This is a genomic window from Streptomyces sp. NPDC030165 (genome assembly GCF_055573595.1).
On sequence record NZ_JBVIBD010000008.1, the window covers coordinates 38,926 to 58,053 of the forward strand.

19 protein-coding genes are annotated in these 19,128 nt (G+C 73.4%); 12 read left to right on the forward strand and 7 right to left on the reverse strand.

Annotation, left to right across the window (positions count from 1 at the left end; translation table 11 throughout):
- Window positions 1–253: 253 nt before the first annotated feature.
- A complete protein-coding gene (locus ACZ4Z1_RS16865; RefSeq protein ID WP_468487362.1) occupies window positions 254–730 on the forward strand; it encodes a DoxX family protein in 477 nt (158 codons plus the stop codon).
- A 180-nt stretch (window positions 731–910) separates the two neighbouring features.
- Here the strand turns inward: ACZ4Z1_RS16865 and ACZ4Z1_RS16870 are convergent, their stop codons facing one another.
- Window positions 911–1,750, reverse strand: a complete 840-nt coding sequence (locus ACZ4Z1_RS16870; RefSeq protein WP_468487363.1) for a superoxide dismutase family protein — start codon at window positions 1,748–1,750, stop codon at window positions 911–913.
- A gap of 308 nt (window positions 1,751–2,058) precedes the next feature.
- On the opposite strand from ACZ4Z1_RS16870, the gene ACZ4Z1_RS16875 reads away from it, so the two are divergent.
- Both ACZ4Z1_RS16875 and ACZ4Z1_RS16880 read left to right on the forward strand, forming a co-directional pair.
- Window positions 2,059–2,703: a DedA family protein gene (locus ACZ4Z1_RS16875; protein ID WP_468487364.1), complete on the forward strand. Its 645-nt coding sequence runs from the start codon at window positions 2,059–2,061 to the stop codon at window positions 2,701–2,703.
- A gap of 144 nt (window positions 2,704–2,847) precedes the next feature.
- Complete coding sequence (locus ACZ4Z1_RS16880; protein WP_468487365.1) at window positions 2,848–3,372, forward strand: GNAT family N-acetyltransferase; 525 nt, start codon at window positions 2,848–2,850, stop codon at window positions 3,370–3,372.
- 68 nt (window positions 3,373–3,440) lie between these two features.
- On the opposite strand, the gene ACZ4Z1_RS16885 is transcribed toward ACZ4Z1_RS16880, so the two are convergent.
- Window positions 3,441–4,364: a universal stress protein gene (locus tag ACZ4Z1_RS16885; protein ID WP_468487366.1), complete on the reverse strand. Its 924-nt coding sequence runs from the start codon at window positions 4,362–4,364 to the stop codon at window positions 3,441–3,443.
- Window positions 4,365–4,511: 147 nt separating this feature from the next.
- Here ACZ4Z1_RS16885 and ACZ4Z1_RS16890 point away from each other — a divergent pair, with 147 nt between their 5' ends.
- The 5 genes from ACZ4Z1_RS16890 (at window position 4,512) to ACZ4Z1_RS16910 (ending at window position 8,983) form a co-directional block, all read left to right on the forward strand.
- Window positions 4,512–5,729, forward strand: a complete 1,218-nt coding sequence (locus tag ACZ4Z1_RS16890) for a methyltransferase (protein ID WP_468487367.1) — start codon at window positions 4,512–4,514, stop codon at window positions 5,727–5,729.
- Between the two features lie 28 nt (window positions 5,730–5,757).
- Entirely contained in the window at window positions 5,758–6,417 is a 660-nt protein-coding gene (locus ACZ4Z1_RS16895; protein WP_468487368.1) for a nucleoside/nucleotide kinase family protein, read from the forward strand.
- 275 nt (window positions 6,418–6,692) lie between these two features.
- Window positions 6,693–7,253, forward strand: coding sequence for a MarR family winged helix-turn-helix transcriptional regulator (locus ACZ4Z1_RS16900; RefSeq protein ID WP_468487369.1), 561 nt, complete (start codon window positions 6,693–6,695; stop codon window positions 7,251–7,253).
- Window positions 7,250–8,134, forward strand: coding sequence for an alpha/beta fold hydrolase (locus tag ACZ4Z1_RS16905; protein WP_468487370.1), 885 nt, complete (start codon window positions 7,250–7,252; stop codon window positions 8,132–8,134). Before ACZ4Z1_RS16900 ends, ACZ4Z1_RS16905 begins: the two co-directional genes overlap by 4 nt.
- A gap of 117 nt (window positions 8,135–8,251) precedes the next feature.
- Complete coding sequence (locus ACZ4Z1_RS16910; protein ID WP_468487371.1) at window positions 8,252–8,983, forward strand: PE-PGRS family protein; 732 nt, start codon at window positions 8,252–8,254, stop codon at window positions 8,981–8,983.
- 180 nt (window positions 8,984–9,163) lie between these two features.
- Here ACZ4Z1_RS16910 and ACZ4Z1_RS16915 read toward each other — a convergent pair whose 3' ends face one another.
- Window positions 9,164–9,424, reverse strand: a complete 261-nt coding sequence (locus ACZ4Z1_RS16915) for a zf-HC2 domain-containing protein (protein WP_468487372.1) — start codon at window positions 9,422–9,424, stop codon at window positions 9,164–9,166.
- A 61-nt stretch (window positions 9,425–9,485) separates the two neighbouring features.
- Here ACZ4Z1_RS16915 and ACZ4Z1_RS16920 point away from each other — a divergent pair, with 61 nt between their 5' ends.
- The gene (locus ACZ4Z1_RS16920; protein WP_468487373.1) at window positions 9,486–10,121 is read left to right on the forward strand and encodes a sigma-70 family RNA polymerase sigma factor; all 636 of its coding nucleotides are present in this window, start codon (window positions 9,486–9,488) and stop codon (window positions 10,119–10,121) included.
- An 88-nt stretch (window positions 10,122–10,209) separates the two neighbouring features.
- Here ACZ4Z1_RS16920 and ACZ4Z1_RS16925 read toward each other — a convergent pair whose 3' ends face one another.
- From ACZ4Z1_RS16925 to ACZ4Z1_RS16935, 3 genes are all read right to left on the reverse strand, one after another.
- Entirely contained in the window at window positions 10,210–10,641 is a 432-nt protein-coding gene (locus ACZ4Z1_RS16925; protein WP_468487374.1) for a copper chaperone PCu(A)C, read from the reverse strand.
- Window positions 10,642–10,766: 125 nt separating this feature from the next.
- Window positions 10,767–13,151, reverse strand: a complete 2,385-nt coding sequence (locus ACZ4Z1_RS16930; RefSeq protein WP_468487375.1) for a heavy metal translocating P-type ATPase — start codon at window positions 13,149–13,151, stop codon at window positions 10,767–10,769.
- Complete coding sequence (locus ACZ4Z1_RS16935) at window positions 13,148–13,387, reverse strand: hypothetical protein (RefSeq protein ID WP_468487376.1); 240 nt, start codon at window positions 13,385–13,387, stop codon at window positions 13,148–13,150. The genes ACZ4Z1_RS16930 and ACZ4Z1_RS16935 overlap by 4 nt, the downstream gene beginning before the upstream one ends.
- A gap of 490 nt (window positions 13,388–13,877) precedes the next feature.
- Here ACZ4Z1_RS16935 and asnB point away from each other — a divergent pair, with 490 nt between their 5' ends.
- From asnB to ACZ4Z1_RS16950, 3 genes are all read left to right on the forward strand, one after another.
- Window positions 13,878–15,824 (forward strand): asparagine synthase (glutamine-hydrolyzing), encoded by a 1,947-nt coding sequence (gene asnB, locus ACZ4Z1_RS16940; protein WP_468487377.1) that lies wholly within the window; start codon window positions 13,878–13,880, stop codon window positions 15,822–15,824.
- A 113-nt stretch (window positions 15,825–15,937) separates the two neighbouring features.
- Window positions 15,938–17,359 (forward strand): cytochrome P450 family protein, encoded by a 1,422-nt coding sequence (locus tag ACZ4Z1_RS16945; RefSeq protein WP_468487378.1) that lies wholly within the window; start codon window positions 15,938–15,940, stop codon window positions 17,357–17,359.
- Complete coding sequence (locus ACZ4Z1_RS16950) at window positions 17,356–18,366, forward strand: L-tyrosine/L-tryptophan isonitrile synthase family protein (RefSeq protein WP_468487379.1); 1,011 nt, start codon at window positions 17,356–17,358, stop codon at window positions 18,364–18,366. The genes ACZ4Z1_RS16945 and ACZ4Z1_RS16950 overlap by 4 nt, the downstream gene beginning before the upstream one ends.
- On the opposite strand, the gene ACZ4Z1_RS16955 is transcribed toward ACZ4Z1_RS16950, so the two are convergent.
- Window positions 18,276–19,121, reverse strand: coding sequence for an ABC transporter ATP-binding protein (locus tag ACZ4Z1_RS16955; protein ID WP_468487610.1), 846 nt, complete (start codon window positions 19,119–19,121; stop codon window positions 18,276–18,278). The two genes, ACZ4Z1_RS16950 and ACZ4Z1_RS16955, sit on opposite strands and share 91 nt — an antisense overlap.
- Window positions 19,122–19,128: the final 7 nt, after the last annotated feature.

Sequence of the window (19,128 nt, forward strand, 5' to 3'; positions counted from 1 at the left end):
GCTTTGCGTGCGGCCGGCCTTCTGCTGCCGCCGAGGCGCTCCGCCCAGGCGGACGGGCATATTCCAGGGCAACCCGGGGTGAGTTCGGTGGCCGGTGCAGTCACTGTTGCCGCCCCTCGGGCAGCACTTCGCGCCATGACCAATTTCGGCCACCGGCCGGATATGGCCAGATGTTGAACTTGCAAGTACCGATTAGGTCTCCCTAACCTTTCCCCTTGTCGGTTCCCGTCCCCGAAACCGCAGGAGTTCCTACATGTCCGCTCCGTCCCCGGTGACCGAGTTCACCGAACGAATCAAGCCGCAGGTCCTCTCACTCTTCCGCATCGTCACCGGCCTGCTCTTCGCCTGCCATGGCGCATCCTCGCTGTTCGGCATCCTCGGCGGCGCGATGGGCAAGGGCCTGACCGTGCCCGCGGGCACCTGGCCCGGCTGGTACGCGGCCGTCATCCAGTTCGTCGGCGGCCTCCTGGTGATGCTGGGCCTCGGCACCCGCGCCGCGGCGCTGATCAGCTCCGGCTCCATGGCGTACGCGTACTTCTCCGCGCACGCGGGCCAGTCCCTGTGGCCGCTGCAGAACGGCGGCGAGCTGTCCGTGCTGTTCTGCTGGTCGTTCCTGCTGCTCGTCTTCACCGGCCCCGGCACCTGGTCGCTGGACCACCTGTTCTTCCGCTCGCGGCAGCCGGCCGAAGAAGCCCCGGCGGGCGCCCGGCGCGAGCCGAGCGCGGCCTGACGGCAGCCCGGCGGCCTTTCCGGCTGCCGGCGGCCCGGCGGCCCTCCCGGCCGCCGACCGGCGATGAGCGGCGGCTCCCGGTGCGTGCCGGGGGCCGCCGCTCGTCCGTACGACGGTGGGGTCACCCGGCCGCGCCGAGTCCGTACGACCGGGCCGCGGCCGGAAGAGCCCCGGCCACGGTCAGAAGATCTTCGACAGGACGCCCGCGACGGCCTTCGCGGCTTCCTTCGAGTTGTTGAACGGCACGGAGTAGCACGCCACCACCCGGCCGGCGGTCCCCGCCACCCCGGCCCCCGTCGCGGTACGCCGCTCATGGATCGCCACGGACCGCGCCTCGCCGGAGCGGAAGCGCCACGCGTTGCGGGACTCGGCGCTCCCCTCGCCGCGCCCGTCGGTCGTGAAGTCCAGCCAGACCTCGTTCTTCGGGTTTGCGTACGCCGGGTCGACGGACGGCGAGCGCGGGTCCTTGCGGTGCTGGTAGTGCGGCCCCGAGCTGTCCGGACGGGCACCGCACACGCCGGTGTGAACGTGCGCCCCGTAGGCGCGGTTCGCCACCAGGCCGGCCACCCGCAGGCCGACCCGGGTCCGCTTGCTGTCTGCGCGCTCGCTGACCGTGACGCGGGAGTTCACGGGGACCAGCTTGGGGTCGTACGTCACCGCCCTGCTGAGCATCGCGCCGTCCGGCCGGGTGAACTGCGCCGCGATGGTGACGGCGTACTCCTGGTCGACGCGGGTCTTCGTGACCTTGTCGCCGTCCGCCGCCACGGCCGCCGGTGCGAGCAGGAGCGCGCCCGCCGTGGCGAGGACCGCCACGGAGGCGCCCGCCGCCCTGGCCGCCGTCCGCGTCCGCGCCGCGCCGCCCCCGGCCCGCCCCCCGTGCACGGCCGTTCCCCTGCCGGCGGCCCCGCCCCCGTCAGCGGCGCGTTCCGCCACGCTGCCCGACACGCCTTCCGACGCGCTCTCCGATGCGCTCTCCGCCGCGCCTTCCGACGCCGTCGACGGCTCCCTCATCGTCTGCATCCCTGTCTCCATTCGTGTGCCGTTCCGCTCCGGAGCACCCTGTTTGCGCGCTTCACAAGGCACTTATAACGGCACATAACATGCCCAAAGCCGTGCTCTTTTGCGCCACGGCCGGAGCAGACGGGTGACAGTGGCGCCGAGAGCCCTTCCTCAGGGGGTGTGAAGCCGACAACACCGCGCGCCCCGGAACGTCACTGCGGGCACGCCAGGCGTACGCTGTATGGCGGTACAGCCGCCCCAGCCGCCGATGCGACGTCGCGGCAGGGGTTCGGATCAGGAGAAGGACGTTGTTGGAAAGCCTGGGGTCGTTGAGCGACACCCCTTGGGTCTACGCGATCGTCGGCCTCTCCGTACTCCTCGACGTCTTCGTGCCGATCCTGCCCAGCGGTGTACTGGTGATCACCGCGGCCACCACGGCCGCCGGCACCCGCACCGCGGCCGGCGCGGTGGGCGTCACCACCTCCGTACGCGGCGACGCCGACATCGCCGAGATGCTGGCCCTGGTGCTGTGCGCCGCGACCGCCTCGGTGCTCGGCGACATGGTCGCCTACCGGCTCGCCTGGCGCGGCGGCGACCGCTTCGACCGCGCCATCGCCCGCTCCCGCCGCCTGACCGCGGCGCAGGAACGGCTCGGCGCCGCGCTGACGCGGGGTGGCGGCGGCATCGTCGTACTGGCCCGCTTCGCACCGGCCGGGCGCTCGGTGGTCAGCCTGGGCGCGGGAGTCGCGCACCGTACGGTCCGGGAGTTCCTGCCGTGGTCCGCGCTGGCCGGGCTGGCCTGGGCCGCGTACGGGGTGAGCCTGGGCTATGTGGGCGGCCAGTGGCTGGGCGCGTCGTGGATCAGCACCGCGATGTCGGTGTTCGCGCTGTTCGCGGCCGGGTCCGCGGCGGTCTTCCTGATGCGCAGGCCGGAGCGCCGGGCCGCGGCGTTCCCGGCGGCGACTTCGGACTGACACCACCCTGACCCACCGGCCCACTGCCACCGCCCCCTGCCCGTCGCCGGGAGGCAGCAGCGGGACGGGAGGCGGTAGCGGGGCGGTCATGGGGCTGTGGAAAACTCCGGGCGGATTGTCAGACCCCGGTGCGACGATGAGGGCATGAACACCTGGCAGTGCCGCCCCGAGACCCCCGAGGACGTTCCGGCCGTCCGCCGGGTCAACCTCGCCGCCTTCGAGACCGCCGGCGAGGCCGACCTCGTCGACGCGCTGCGGCTTGACCCGGTGGCCTGGCTGCCGGGCCTTTCGTACGTGGCCGGGCCCGCCGCCCAGCCGGCCGGCGCCGCGTCCGTCGTCGGGTACGCACTGCTCACCCGCTGTCACATATCCGGCGAACCGGCCGTCGCGCTCGCGCCGTGCGCCGTACTGCCCGAGCACCACGAGCAGGGCGCGGGCAGCGCCGTCATCCGGGCCCTGCTGGACGCGGCACGGGCGGCCGGCGAGCGGACGGCCGTGGTGCTGGGCCACCCGCCGTACTACCCCAGGTTCGGCTTCGAGCCCGCCTCCCGCTTCGGCATCCTGCCGCCCCAGGAGTGGCCGGACGAGGCGTTCCTGGCGCTGTCCCTGGACGGCGGCACACCACCGCGCGGCACGGTGCGCTATGCGGAGGCGTTCGGCATCGGCTGAGGAGAGGCGCCGGGTGGCTCGGTCGGGTGGTGCGGAAGGCTGCGGGCCGGGGGTCCCGGGCGCCGGGGCTACTTCCCTTCCCTGTTCCGCCCGGACTCCTCCGGCACGACCGCGACCGGGCACACCGCGTGCAGCAGTACGGCGTGGGCGACCGAGCCGAGCCGGCGGCCGACCGGCAGCCGCCTGCGGTGCCGGGCGACCACGACCAGGTCGCTGGCCCGGGACGCCTCGACGAGCTGCCCGGCCGCGTCCGCGTCCCGCAGCTCGGTCGTCACCGTCACCTCGGGATGCCGCTCACGGTGCGGCGCGAGCGTCCGCGCCACCTGCTCGGCCAGCGCGCTCTCGTACTCCTGTTGGGTGCCTTCATAGGCCGCCACGTATTCGAAGGACGGTGGTGTCAGCATCGGCCAGGCGTAGCCGGAGACCACCTTCAGGCGCGCGCCGCGGCGGCTCGCCTCGGCGAAGGCGAAGCCGATCGCGCCCGGCTCGTCCGAGGAGGCGTCGACGCCCAGCGTGACCTGCGGGGGGACGGGGCGGACCAGCTCGCCGTCCGGGCCGGGTTCGGCGCCGGCCCGGTCCGGGCGCGGCACGACCACCACCGGCCCTTCGGAGTGCGCCGCGCACGCCATGCCATTCGAGCCGAGCAGCAGGCTGGCGAAGCCGCCGCGTCCGCGCGAGCCGAGCACGAGCAGCTGCGCCTCGGCCCCGAGGGCGGGCAGCAGTGTGTCGGTGAGGCCGCTGAGGCTGCGGAATTCGATGCCCGGCAGACCGGCCGTGTCGGCCTGCCCGTCCTGCGTCTTGCGCAGCTCGTCCAGGACGGGGTCGCCGATGCCGGACTCGGCCGCCGCGCGGCCCTCCGAGGTGACGTACGGCCAGACGTGCACGACCTGGAGCGGCGCGGAGCGCAGCCGGGCCGCCTCGATCGCCCAGCGCAGGGCCCGTTCGCTGTCGGGAGATCCGTCCACCGCGACAATGACCGGCAGGGTGTCCATGTACGCCTCCATACGACCAACAGCGTGTGCTATGCCCAACTATTTCCATACTCCTCTCCCGAACCGCCCGGACGACAGGGGACGGAGGTCCCTCCCTGGCACGGAGTAGAGTCGAACGTCACTTCTCAGCCCCTTACCTGGGACGCAATGAACACACTCCAGGCCCCGCAGTCCGTCGCGTGGACCGAGGCCGGCGCCGCCCGCACCGCGCGCTGGCGTTCCGAGAGCGGCACCCCGGCGCCCCGCCGGGTGGCCGTCGCGGACGACCGCACGAAGGCCGACGACGCCTACAAGCTCGCCTGCGAGGGCACCGCGCTGCTGTGGCGCGGCGACTTCCACAACGCCCGCCAGCTGCTGACGGCGCTGGCCCGCCGGATCGACCGCCGCCCGCGCAAGCGGCCGCCGACCGACCCCGCCCAGGCCTTCCACCTGCACCGGGCCGCGCAGAGCCAGCGCGCCCGCATCCTGGGGATGGTGCTGGTGTCCCTGGACCCCGGATACGGGCTCGCACTGCGCCGCGCGCCCGACGTACGGGAGGCGTGCCTCCAGGCGTACGGCCCGGACGACGCGACGGCCGGGGCGGAGGGCATGGTGCCCGGGACGGAGGGCGCGGTGCCCGGGACGGCCCTGCCCTTGATCGTTTCACTGCGCGAGCTGCTCGGGGTGATCGGCGCGTACGAATGGCGCAGAACCGGCGTCGCCGTACCGGCGCTCGGCGGCGACCGCGTCCACCCGTACTACGGCGTCTTCTCGCCGGTGCGCGGCGAGTACGTCGACCTGGTGGCCCGGGCGCCGCTCCCGTCCGCCCCGGGACCGGCGTTCGACATCGGCACCGGTACCGGAGTCCTGGCCTCGGTGCTGGCCCGCCGCGGCATGTCCCGCGTCGTCGCCACCGACCAGGACCCGAGGGCGCTGGCCTGCGCGCGGGAGAACACCGAACGGCTCGGCGTGGCCGACCGCGTGGAGGTCGTGGAGGCCGACCTGTTCCCGGCCGGACGCGCGTCGCTGATCGTCTGCAATCCGCCGTGGGTGCCGGCCAAGCCCACCTCCCCCGTCGAGTACGCGGTCTACGACCCGGGCAGCCGCATGCTCCGCGGCTTCCTGAACGGCTTGGCCGCTCATCTCGAAACGGGCGGCGAGGGCTGGCTGATCCTGTCCGACCTCGCCGAACACCTCGGGCTGCGTCCCCGCGCCGAGCTGACCGCCGCGTTCGACGCGGCGGGCCTGACGGTCCTGGACCGCCTGGACATCCAGCCGCGCCACCCCCGCGCCCGCGACACCACCGACCCCCTGCACGCGGCCCGCGCCGCCGAGGTGACCTCGCTGTGGCGGCTGGGGGTGGCGGGGGACCCGAACCATGCCTGAGCCCGTAGGAGGAGCAGGAACCCCGATCATGGAACTGCAGCAACTCGTCGCACGCGCCCGGCGCCTCGCCGCCTCCGCCACCCCGGCCCGCCGCCGGCTCCTCGGTATCGCGGGGCCGCCCGGCTCGGGCAAGTCCACCCTGGCCACCCACCTGGTGTCCGGGCCGGCCGGGCCGGCGGCGCTCGTCCCCATGGACGGCTTCCACCTCGCCGAGGCGGAGCTGCGCCGCCTGGGGCGTACGGACCGCAAGGGCGCGCCGGACACCTTCGACGCCGCCGGGTACGCGGCCCTGCTCGCCCGCCTGCGCACCCCCGCGCCGGACACCGTCGTCTACGCCCCGGCCTTCGACCGCCGCATCGAGGAGCCGGTGGCCGGCAGCATCCCCGTGCCGCCCGACGTGCCGCTCGTCGTGACCGAGGGCAACTACCTGCTGCTCGACGACCCGTCGTGGGAGCGGGCCAGGGCCTGCCTCGACGAGATCTGGTACGTCGACCTGGACGACGCGGAACGGGTACGGCGCCTGGTCGACCGGCACGAACGCTTCGGCAAACCACGCGCGCACGCCGAGCGGTTCGTGCACACCTCGGACGAGGCCAACGCCCGCTTGGTGGCGGCCGGGCGGGAGCGCGCCGACCTGGTCGTCAGGTTCGGCCCGGGGGCGGCGCCGGGGCCGTACGAGGAAGCGTGAGGCCCGTGGCTGGTCACCACAGCCACAGCAATCACCACAGCCACCCCGGCCACCGCGTCTATGCGTAGATCTGCACGCTGGGGCCGCCGCCGGGAACTTCGACGCGCCCTCATCCGTACATACAGCGGAATCACCGTTATCCCCGGATTTCACGGATTAAGTGAGCCCAGGGGTTTCGGCGGAAGCGGCGGAAGCGGCGGAAGCGGCGGAAGACCGTAACTACCAGTCCTGTGTCGCAACTTCCGTAACGACACCGTCGATGTCATCATGACACCATGAGTGTCACCGAGGACGGCGCGGACCCCGCCGAGCACCTCGCGTACGAGGTGATCCGCCGCCTGTGGCCGCTGCACCGGGCGGTCGTACGCGCCATGGAACGGCAACTGACCGGTACGGGCCTGACAGCAGGTCAGCACGCGCTGCTGGACGCCCTGCGCGCGCAGGGCCCGCGAACCGTGCCGGAGCTGGCCCGCGCCCTCGAACTGGACCGGCAGCCGGTGCAGCGCTGGGTGAACCACGCGACGGAACTGGGCCTGGTGGAGGCCACCCCCAACCCCGCGCACCGACGCTCCCCCCTGATCCGGCTCACACCGCACGGCTCCGAGGTCATGGGTGCGCTTCAGCGGTCCGAGGCGGCCGGGCTGCGGCGCGCGCTGGCCGGGGTGCCGGCCGCCGACGTGGCCACCGCGCTGCGCGTGCTGGACCACCTCGGCGCGGAGTTCCGGGCGCCGGCCCGGAACGACCCGGCAGACCCGCAGTCCTCCCCGACGCCCTCAGCGCCCCACCCGACCCCCGTACCCGAACCCGCACCCCACACAGGACGGCACGGAGCATGACGACCGAAGAGATCCAAGAAGCCGGCGCCTGGCCCGGGGCGGAGGTCGAGAACGACACGGTCCCGGTCGAGAACGGTGAGCTGTTCTACGAGGCGGCCGGCGCCGGTACGGAGGGCGACCCTTCGGTGGTGCTGCTGCACGGCGGGATGCTCGACCAGCGCATGTGGGACGAGCAGTTCGCCTGGCTCACCCGGTCCGGCCTGCACACGGTCCGTTACGACGCGCGCGGCCACGGCCTGTCCTCCACCGTCGACGGCGACTACGCCAACCACGAGGACCTGCGTACGCTCCTCGACCACCTCGGCATAGCGCGCGCCATCCTCGTCGGCCTCTCGCACGGCGCCCGCATCGCCCTGGACATGGCACTCACCCACCCGGACCGCGTCTTCGCGCTGGCACTGGCCTCGCCCGGGGTCAGCGGCCGGGCCTTCACCGACCCGTTCATCCTGGAGCACATCAAGGAGCAGGTGGCCGCCCTCACCGACGACGAGGAGGACGGGGCGGAGCGCTACATCGAGCACTTCCTGCGCATGTGGGTGGACGGTCCGCACCGCGGCCCCGATGCCGTGGACCCCGCACTGCGCGAGCGGATGCGGGCGTCGGCGGACGCCAATGTGGTCGTGCACGCGGGCGGTATGGGCGCCGGTGTGCCGATCGAGGTCGGCGCGTACGAGCGGCTGGCGGAGATCCGCGTACCGACCCTGGCACTGGACGGCGACCTGGACAGTTCCGACATCTCCGCCAACGCGCACGCCATCACCCTCGCCGTGCCGGGCGCCCAGCGGGTACGGATACCGGGCGCCGGCCACATGGTGAACCTGGAGAACACCGGTCACTTCGACCAGGCCCTGCACGCTTTCCTCTCCGGACTTCCGTACTGAACCCCGCCGCTACGGGCGGACCCCGCGCCGAGCCCTGCCCGTCCGGCGTCCGGGGCGGGGTGCAACGATGAGCGGGTCATGATTGCGGGGCGTGTTCTCAGAGGTTTGCGGGCCGGGGTGTTCGCGGCGGTGTGTGTGCTGCTCGCCGCCCTCGGCCACGCCCTCATGTCCGGCGCGCCCGTGCCCTGGTGGGTGCTGTTCGGCGCGGTGACGCTGACGGCCTGCGGAGCGTGGTGCCTCGCCGGGCGCGAGCGGGGGCCGCTGTTCGTGACCTCGCTGACGCTGGCGACGCAGGCCGCGCTGCACTCCGCCTTCTCCTTCGGCCAGTCGGTCGCGGCCGGCCTGTCCGCCGCCGGGACCGGCGGCGAGCAGGCGTCCCTGGCCCAGCGGTGGGCAGCCTCGCTGATGTGCGGCACGGTCGGCCCGATCCCGCAGCGCGAGGCCGAACAGATGCTGCACGACGCGGGCATCGGGCGGCAGTACGGCGAGGCCGTGGCCGGGATGCACGGAGCGCACGGGATGCACGGGGCGCACGTCATGACCGCATCGCACCAGATGCACGACATGGCCGGTACGGGCAGCATGACCGGCATGATCGCGGCCCACGTCCTGGTCGCGCTGCTGAGCGCCTGGTGGCTGTGCGGCGGCGAACGGGCGGCGTTCCGCGTCGTACGGACCGTCTCCGTACGGCTCTTCGTACCGCTCGTCCTCGTCCTGCGCGCGGTCCTGCCCGAGCCGCCCCGGCCTGCCCGCCCGGTACGCCGCGAGCCCCGGCAGCCCCTGCGGCGGCTGATCCTCGTCCACGTCATCTGGCTCCGCGGCCCGCCCCGGGAGACCGCTGTCTGCTGACAGCACGGTCACACCCAGGACTTGGTACCTGCCGTGCCGCCGAACCGATGCCATCCGGTTCCGTTCGTTCGAGCCGATGCCATCCGGTTCGTTCCCGTCCTGGTCCTTGTAATCGCCACCGGTCCCGTTCGCCGTCGTCCGTTCCGTACGCGGCGGGGCGGGACCGGCTCTCCCGAAGGACTACTGATGATGACTCCTGTCCTGCGCGGCCGGCCGCCGCAGCCGGTCGAGCAAGCCGTCCAGAGCAGCCGACGCGTCACCGCTGGGTGCGTTCCGCGCGTCCGAGGTGAGGAGCCGCAACCGGGCAGCCCGCTCCGACCAGAGACGGCAGTCCGCGCACCCCGCCAGGTGGGCGTCGAGCTGCTTGCCCGTGACACCCGGCGGCAGCTGTTCGCCGTCCAGGCGGGCGGAGACGGCGGTACGTACGCGCGAGCAGTGCATGCCCCCATCCTCCCCGACGTGCGCGGCCGCGCATCCCTGGCCGGTGGCGAGGAGGTGCAGCGTGCGCGATGACAGCGCGGTGACGGACTGGGCCCTGGCGGCCCGTACTGGCGACGAGAAGGCTGTGGAACGTTTCGTCCGCGCCACACAGCTGGACGTACGCCGTTACGTCACGCACCTCAGCGGCGACGCACAGGCCGCCGACGACTTGGTGCAGGACACGTACCTGCGGGCGCTGCGCAGCCTGCCCCGGTTCGAGGGCCGGTCGTCGGCCCGTACCTGGCTGCTGGCCATCGCACGCCGGACGGTCGCCGACCGGCTGCGGTCGATGGCCAGCAGGCCCCGGCTCGCCGGGACCGAGGACTGGCAAACCGCGGTGGAAAGGGCACAGCCGCGTGGCGTACCCGGCTTCGACGAAGGCATCGCCCTCACCGAACTGCTGTCGGCACTGCCCGGGCCCCGCCGGGAGGCGTTCGTGCTGACCCAGTTGCTGGGCCTGCCGTACGCGGAGGCGGCGGCGATCGCCGACTGCCCGGTGGGGACGGTGCGTTCCCGCGTGGCGAGAGCCCGCGAAACGCTGGTGTCGCTGCTGGCGGAGCAGGAAGAGCGCGAAGAGCGCCCGGAGGCGGGCCAGGCGTGCGCCGTCGGCGCGCTCGGACGGGCGCACGGGCGCGTACCGGCGGGCTCTGCCGCGTAAGGGCGATGCCCGAAGCAGGTGCCTGAACAGACCGGTGCCCCGGGCGCGCGCCCGGGGCACCGGTCTTCGGCCGGGGCGTCGGGCCGGATCAGGGGCGCAGCTGTCCCGGGCGTACGGCGACGGCCTGGGCCGTGACGGGGCCGCTGTCGCGGAAGTGCAGGGTGAAGGTGAGCCGGTCGCCCGGTTCGAGGCGCGGTGGCGGGCTGACCATGATGTCCAGGCCGGTCGGTGCCATGCGCAGTTCGCCGCGCGCCGGGACGGGGACGGCGCCGGCCATCTCCATCCGGTGTGCTCCCACGGCGAACTCGACATCGCGGCCGACCATGGCCTGTAGTCCGGCGGGGCCGGTGACGCCTGTCAGTTCGTCGGCGGTGGTACCGGTGTTGCTGATGGTGAAGAAGGCGGCGGTGGCTTCCGTGTTGGAGGCGGTGAGGATGCGGCCGTCGCTCACGTGCAGCCGGGGCGGAGTGCCCGCGTTGCCGGTGACGGTCCAGATGGTGAGGCAGCCGAGCGTCAGCACGCCTGTGAGGAGGGGGACGGCGGCGGAGCGTAGGACGGAACGGGCGGAACGGAGGGTGCGGGAGGTATGGGATGTATGGGAGGTGCGAGCGGGGGTTGGGGTGTTTGTGGTGGTGGAGGCAGGCGTCATGGGGTGTCCCGAGAAGTTGCGGAGAAGGTGTGGACGGTGTCGGCCGCGGCGCGTCGCCCAGGTGCACCGGACCGCCGGTCGCCCCCCTTCCGGCCGCCCGGCTGCCATGCCCGTAGCCGCAGGCTGTTGCCCACCACCAGCAGCGAACTCGCGGACATCGCGGCAGCCGCGATCATCGGGTCCAGCCGTCCGACGGCGGCGAGCGGCACGGTGACCAGGTTGTAGCCGAAGGCCCAGACGAGGTTGGCGCGGATGGTGCCCAGGGTGCGCCGGGCCAGCCGTACGGCGTCGGGTACGGCCTGGAGGTCCTCGCGCAGCACGGTGACGTCGGCCGCGCCGATCGCCGCGTCCGTACCGCTGCCCATGGCGATGCCCAGATCGGCGCGGGCCAGGGCGGCCGCGTCGTTGACGCCGTCCCCGACCACCGCGACCCGGCCACCGTGTTCCTTCAACGTGGTGACCAGCGCGGCCTTCTCCTCCGGGAGGGCCCCGGCGTGGATCTCGGTGATGCCGAGGTGCCCGGCGACGGTCCGCGCGGTGGCCGCCCGGTCCCCGGTGGCCAGCACCGGCCGCAGGCCCAGGCGGCGCAGATGGTCGACGGCCCGGTAGCAGTCGGGCCGCAGCGTGTCGCCGATGGCGACGACGGCCTGCGGGGTGCCGTCGACGGTCACCAGTACGGCGGTGTGCCCGGCGGTCTCGGCCGTACGGACGGCGTCCGCGAGCGAGGCGGGCAGTTCCGTCAGCTCGCCGGGCCGCCCGACGGTCACCGGCCGCCCGTCCACCTCGCCGGTCACGCCGTACCCCGCGGTCGCGGCGAAGTGGCGTGCGGTGGGTGGCGGCCGGTGCTCGGCGAGGGCTGTGCGGCGCAGGTCGCCGTACGCGGTGATGGCGCGCGCCAGAGGGTGTTCGGAGCCGTGCTCCACGGCGGCGGCGAGGCGAATGATTTCGTCGGCGGTGAGGCAGGGGGCGTGCGAAGTCTGCGCGGCCGCGGCCGCCATGCCTTCCGTGGCCTCCGTACGGGCCGTCACGGCGACCACGCTCATCCGTCCCGTGGTCAGTGTGCCGGTCTTGTCCAGCACCAGCGTGTCGATGCGCCGCAGCCGTTCCAGGGCCTGCGGTCCGCTGACGAGGATGCCCAGCTGCGCACCTCGCCCGGTGGCGGCCAGCAGCGCGGTGGGAGTGGCCAGTCCGAGTGCACAGGGACAGGCGACGACCAGGACGGCCACCGCGGCGGTCACCGCCGCCTGCGGGTCGGCGCCCGCGCCCAGCCAGAAACCGAGGACGGTCACGGACACCGCCAGCACCGCCGGCACGAAGACCCCCGCGACCGCGTCGGCCAGGCGCTGCACCCGGGTCTTGCCGGTCTGCGCCTCCTCCACAAGGCGGGTGATCCGGGCCAGCCGGGTGTCCGCGCCGACCGCGGCAGCCCGTACTTCGAGCAGGCCGCCCACGTTCACCGCACCGCCGACGACCGCCGCACCCGGCCCGACCTCCACCGGGCTGCTCTCGCCGGTGACGAGGGACAGGTCGAGGGCGGAGCTGCCGTCCAGCACCGTGCCGTCGGTGGCCACCCGCTCCCCGGGGCGTACCAGGAACCGGTCGCCGACCTGGAGCCGGGCCACCGGAATGCGGCGTTCCACGGTGCGGGCGGTGCCCCCGGGCCCACTGCCGGAGCCACGGTCCGTGACGTCGGCGGCAGGTACCCGTACGGACACCTCGTTGCCGACCAGTTCGGCCAGCGCCCGCAGCGCGGACCCCGTACCGCGACGGGCCCCGGCCTCCAGCCGCCGCCCCGCGAGGACGAACAGCGGTACGCCGACAGCCGCTTCCAGATAGATGTGCGCGGTGCCGCCGCTCAGGAAGAGCGCGTATGCGGACCAGGCGAACGAGGCGGCCACGCCGAGGGAGACCAGGGTGTCCATCGTCGCGGCGCCGTGCCGCAGGCCGCGGAACGCGCGGCGGTGGAACGGCAGGGCGCTCCAGACGGCGACCGGCGCGGTCAGTGCGAAGCAGAGCCACTGCCAGTTGCGGAACTGCCAGGCGGGGACCATCGAGAGGACGAGTACGGGGACGGACAGCAGCGCGGTGACGAGCAGGCGGTTGCGTTCGGTGCCTGGCGCCTCCCTTTCGGGGGACGGCGCTTCCCGCACCGGTTCCGGCAGTTGGGCCTTCGGGATCTCCGCCGTGAACCCGGCGGCCTCCACCGTCGCCACGAGGTCGTACACCGGCAGCGTGGCCGGGTGGCTGACGCGGGCCTTTCCGGTGGCCAGATTCACCGTGGCGGTCACCCCGTCGAGCCGGCCGAGCTTCTTCTCCACCCGGTTCACGCACGCGGCGCAGGTCATCCCGCCCACCGTCAGTACGGTGACGCGCTCGCTCATCCCATGCCGCCCATGCCGTTCATGCCATCCATTCCGTTCGTGCCGTTCATGGAGTCGCCGTTCCCGGGTTGTTGCGGACCTCCGGGGAGCGTGCCGCTCGGCCGGATGCCCGGCGCCACGGGTCCGGCTGCCGACCCCACCACGTACGCGCACACGAACAGGACGGCGAGCAGCGCCACGAACCCGATCACCGGTTTCGCGGGCAACACGGATGACAGACGCCGTACGAGAGGCATGGCCGCTCCGATACACAGACGACGGAAGAGGAAAGGAGAAGGAAAGGGAAATTTCCCGAGGAACGGAGAACGAGGGCACGGGAACAGGACGCGGCCAAGGCACGCGGAAACTCCGGAGAATTCCGCGCGCCACAAGCAGCAACTCACCGACCGGCCAGCCCGAAGCAGCCATCCTGACACGGCATTCGCCTCCCGCCCCCTCCCGGACCGCTCCCCCTCCCACGTGAGGTTTGTCCTGGCCACACGACGGAACCGGACCGCCCGCCAGCCCGACTACCTAGGGTTCCGGCCACCGTTGACCGCACCCCCGCGTCGCGATTCCCGCAACCCCGGCAAGCCCCGGCGCGCGCCTCGGCAGAAGTGCCGACGGAATTCCCGTACCGCGTCGGGAACTCACCGCGCATTCCGCCCGACCTCTGAGTGAAGCGCGCGCACGACCGGTCTCCGGCGTGTACGCGGACATTCGACCGACCGCCGAGGAGTTCGGGCCATGTGTGGCATCACCGGATGGATCTCGTACCGCGAGGGCCCCGACGGCCATGAGAACCGCGACGACCACGAGGGCCACGAGACCCCCCGCGCCCAGGCATCTGTCATCGAGCGGATGACGGCCGCGCTGGCCCTCCGTGGCCCTGACGCCTCGGGCACCTGGTGCGGCCCGTACGCCGCGATCGGACACCGTCGCCTGGCCGTCCTGGACCTCGAAGGCGGTACGCAGCCCATGACCGCGCCCGCCGTCGCGCCCGTACCCCCGCGCCCCGGAAGAGCGGTGCCGCCCCACCACCCGCCGGAAGCCGTCCTCACCTACAGCGGCGAGATCTACAACCACCACGCCCTGCGTGCCGAACTCCGGTCACGCGGGCACCGTTTCGCGACGCGCAGCGACACCGAAGTCGTGCTGCGCGCCTACCTGGAGTGGGGCGACGGCCTCACCGAGCGCCTGGAGGGCATGTACGCCTTTGCGGTCTGGGATGCCCGTCGTGAGCGGCTCCTCCTGGTACGCGACCGGCTGGGTGTCAAACCGCTGTTCTTCGCCGAGGTTCCCGGCGGCCTGGTCTTCGCTTCCGAGCCCAAGGCCCTGTTCGCGCACCCCGCGTGCCGGCCGCGCGTCGACGCGCAGGGGATGCGCGAGGCGTACAGCCTGGTCTTCGGTACCGGGGAGACGCTCTGGTCGGGGGTGCGCGAGGTGCAGCCCGGCGGCGTGGCCGTCTTCGACCGGAGCGGTCTGACCGAGCGCGTCCACTGGCGCCTCGAAGCCCGTCCGCATCCGGACGCCGGGGTCGCCGCGACGGTGGACGCCGTCCGCTCCCATGTGGAGCGGGCCGCCCGCGCCCAGTCGGAGGCGGACGTGCCCTTGTGCACGCTGCTCTCCGGAGGTCTCGACTCCACCGTTCTGACCGCGTTGCTGGCGGACGAGCTGCGCATACGGGAGAGGTCCGCGGCCCTTTCGGTCCCGGCCCGGCTGCGTTCGTACGCGGTCGATTACAGCGACCAGATGGAACGCTTCACCGGCGATGTCCTGCGCACCGGCCACGACACCCCGTACGCCGCCGAGGCAGCCGCCTTCATCGGCACCGACCACCACCTCGTCGTCCTCGACCCGCGCGAACTGCTGGACCCGGCACACCGCGCGGCCGTGGTGGCGGCCCGCGACTCGCCCATCGGCGTCGGCGACATGGACACCTCGCTGTACCTCCTCTTCGGCGAGATGGCCCGGCACTCGACGGTCGCGCTGTCCGGCGAGGCGGCCGACGAGGTCTTCGGCGGCTACCCCTGGTTCCGCAGCCCCGCCGCGCGGGACGCCGGCACCTTCCCCTGGCTGCTGGTGACCGGCGACGAGGCCGCCATGCCACTGCACCCGGCGCTCGCGGCGACGCTGCGCGTCGGCGAGTTCCGGGCCGACACGTACCGGTCGGCGCTGGCCGCCGTCCCGCACCTGGACGGCGAGACACCGGCACAGCACCGCCGGCGCGAACTCCAGCACCTGTCCCTGACCCGCTGGCTGCGCCAGCTGCTGCACCGCAAGGACCGGCTCAGCATGGCGCGGGGGCTGGAGGTGCGGGTGCCGTACTGCGATCACCGCCTCGTCGAGTACGCCTTCAACGCCCCGGCCGCGCTCCAGGACTTCGACGGGCGGGAGAAGAGCCTGCTGCGCGCCGCCGGCGCCCGCCTCGCCCCGCACTCCGTACTCCACCGCCCCAAGAACCACTACCCGGCCACCCACCACCCGGCGTACAACCGCGGCCTCCAGGACATGGCTCGCGACGCGCTCGCGGCCGGTCAGGGCCGCGTCCGCGACCTGGTGGACGAGGGCGTCGTCAAGACCTGCCTCGACACCCCGCCCGAGCACCTCCAGTGGGGCCACCGCCTGCGCCTGGAACGCGTCGTCGACCTGGCGCTGTGGCTGGAGGACCACCGGCCGGAACTGGCCTTCTGATCACCGATCACCGTCCGGCGTCCGGCGTCCGCCCAACGGCCGTCAGACGGCCCTGCCCACCTGCCCGCCCCGACTGCCCCACTCCGTCACCCACCACCAAGGAGACGCGCCCCATGTCCCTCCCTGAACCACTCCCCCTCTACGGAGAGGGCTACAAGCGTGACCCGTACCCCCTCTACACCGAGCTGCGCGAGCGCGGTCCGGTCCACCGCGTCCGGTTCCCGAGCGGCGTGTGCGCCTGGCTCATCACCGGTCACGAGGCCGCCCACCAGGCACTCAACGACCCCCGGCTGGGCAAACACCACTCCCGGGGCAACGCGGCCTGGCGCGCCCGCGCCTCGATCATGCCGGAGCCGCAGCACTCACAGCTCCAGGTACACCTGCTGCACCAGGACCCGCCCCGGCACACCGCCCTGCGCCGGCTGATCACCGACGCCTTCGCCCCCAGACGCGTCGCGGAACGCCGCCCGCGCTTCGAGGCCCTGGCGGACGCGCTGCTGGACGAGCTGCCGCCCGCCGGCCCGGCCCCGCACGACGCCACCGTCGATCTCGTCGCGTCGTTCGCCGCCCGCTTCCCCTTCCTCGTACTCGCCGAGGTCATCGGCCTGCCGGACGAGTTCGCCCGGCGCTTCGACCGGGACTGGGGCAAAGTCGTCCAGCCCGTCGGGCCGGAGGATCCGGGCCGCCCGGCGTACGAGGCGAGACTGCGCGGCCTTCAGGACTACATCGCCGAGCTGGTACGCCACAAGCGGGCCGGGCTGGAACGCGACAAACAGCAGCAACTCGACAAGCCACTGGAATGCGACGAACAGGAACGCGGCAAACGGCAGGACCGCGGCACCGACCTGCTCTCCCGCCTCGTCGCCGCCCACGACGAAGGAGCCCTGGACGGAGCCGAACTGGACTCCATGATCTTCCAGCTCCTCGTCGCCGGACAGGAACCCGTCACCAACCAGATCACGACGGCCCTGATCGCCCTGCTGCGCCATCCCCACCACCTCCCGGCACTCCGCGCCGACCCCGCCCTCCTCCCCCGCGCCGTCGAGGAACTGCTCCGTTACGACAGCGCTTTCGAGCTGACCACCTGGCGCTTCCTCGCCGAGGACGCGGACGTGTCCGGCACCCGCGTCCCGGCCGGCGACTCCGTGATCGTCTCGCTGTGCGCGGCCAACCGCGATCCCGCCCGCTTCCCCGCGCCCGACACACTGGACCTCGGCCGGTCCCCCAACCCCCACCTCACCTTCGGCCACGGCATCCACTTCTGCCCGGGCGCCACGCTGGCCCGTACCGAACTGCACATCGCCCTGGAGACGCTGCTCCGCCGCCTGCCGGGCCTTTGCCTGGCCGTACCGGACCGCGAGCTGAACTGGATACCGGCGGTGCTCGCACGGGGTGTCGGCGAACTTCCGGTCACGTACGGCTCCCTCGCGGCGGAACATCGCACGGCAGAACGTCCCCCCGTGAGGCATCTCCCGGCAACACGTTCCGGTGCCGCTCGCGGCTGCCCCTTCGGCGCCACCGGAGACGCCCGATGACCAGCACGGCGACCACCATCCTCACCACCCTCCTCCCGCACCGCCGCGCCCTGGAGATGCCGGCCGCAGGCCAGGCCGCCCCCGACCACTTCCCGTACCAACTCCGTCAGCTGGAAGAACTGGTGGCCGCCCGCCGCCCCATCCGCTTCACGCTCCCCGGCTTCCCCTGCAAGTCCCCCAACCCCGCCAAGGTCGTCGGCCGCCTCCCCGACGAGGGCGAACGCCTCGCCCTGCGCTTCCTAGACGGCCTCTGCGCCGCGATCGGCGAGGTGTACGCGCCGGGCGCGCAGCTCGTCATCTGCTCGGACGGGCACCTCTTCAGCGATCTGATCGGCGTCCCGGACCCGCACGTCGACGCGTACAACGACGCGCTGCGCGCCATGATCAGTACGGCCGGGCTGTCCCACCTCGGCACCTTCGACCTGCGGGACGTGTACGCAGACCTGCCCTGCGACGCCAAACGCGCGGAGGTGCACCGCCGGTACGCCCCGTCCCTGGGCTCCCTGCGCGCCGAGACCCGGGGTACGCCCGCCCCCGACGGCGAGGCGGACAGCGAGACACTGCGCCTGTACCGCGGCATCACCCGCTTCCTCTTCGAGGACACCACCGGCTTCACGGGCACCCGCTCCGCCCTGCAACGCGCCTGCCGCAGCCGTGCCTACGGGGTCATCCAGCGCAGCCGCGCCTGGGGCGCGCTGATCGCCGAGCACCATCCGGACGCCGTACGGCTGTCCATCCACCCGCAGCCGCGTGGCGCCGCCAAGTTCGGCATCCGGCTGCTCGACGCGCCCGACGTGTGGATGACGCCGTGGCACGCGTGCGTGCTGCGCGACGCGGACGGCGGCGTACGGCTGATGCGTGCGGCGGACGCGGCGCGGCACGGGCGGCTCGTGCACCGGGACGGCCGCCCGAGCCACTACGCGGAGGAGGCCGGGCGGCCGGTGCCGGGTGAGGACGCCGGGCGGCCGGTACCGAGTGAGGAGGCCGCGCCGGCGGTCTGCCGCTGATCGACGGCGATCAGCGGATCACCCGTCAGCGGGTGGTCGACCACCGCCGCCCGCACCCCGAACACCTCGGCCAGCAGCTCCGGCGTCAGCACGTCGCGCGGCGCGCCAGACGCCACCACCGTCCCTCCGGAGAGCACGTGGAGCCGGTCGCAGACGGAGGCCGCCGCGTTCAGGTCGTGCAGCGAGACGAGCGTCGTACAGGCCCGGCCGCGCAGCAGGGCCAGCAGCTCGACCTGGTGCCGTACGTCCAGGTGGTTCGTCGGCTCGTCCAGTACGAGGACGTCCGGGGCCTGCGCGAAGGCACGGGCGAGCAGGGCCCGCTGCCGCTCCCCGCCGGAGAGCGCCGAGAACCGCCGCCCGCCGTGCTCGGCCAGCCCCACGTCCGCCAGGGCCCGGGCCACCGTCTCCCGGTCGGCGCGGTCGTCGCCCGCGAACGCCCGCTTGTACGGGGTGCGGCCCATCGCCACCACCTCGTGGACGGTGAGTTCGAAGTCGCCGCCGCGTTCTTGGGGCAGGGCGGCGACGTGCCGGGCGGTGCGCGTCGGCGGCATGGCCCGGATGTCCTCCCCGGCGAGCAGCACGCGGCCCGCTTCGGGGTGCAGATGCCGGTAGACCGTACGCAGCACCGTGGACTTGCCGCTGCCGTTCGGGCCGACCACCCCCGCGATCTCGCCCGGCGCGGCCATCAGACGCACCCCGGCCACCACACACCGGCCGGCGTACGACACCCGCAGGTCCTCGATGTCGATCCGCATGCCGGCG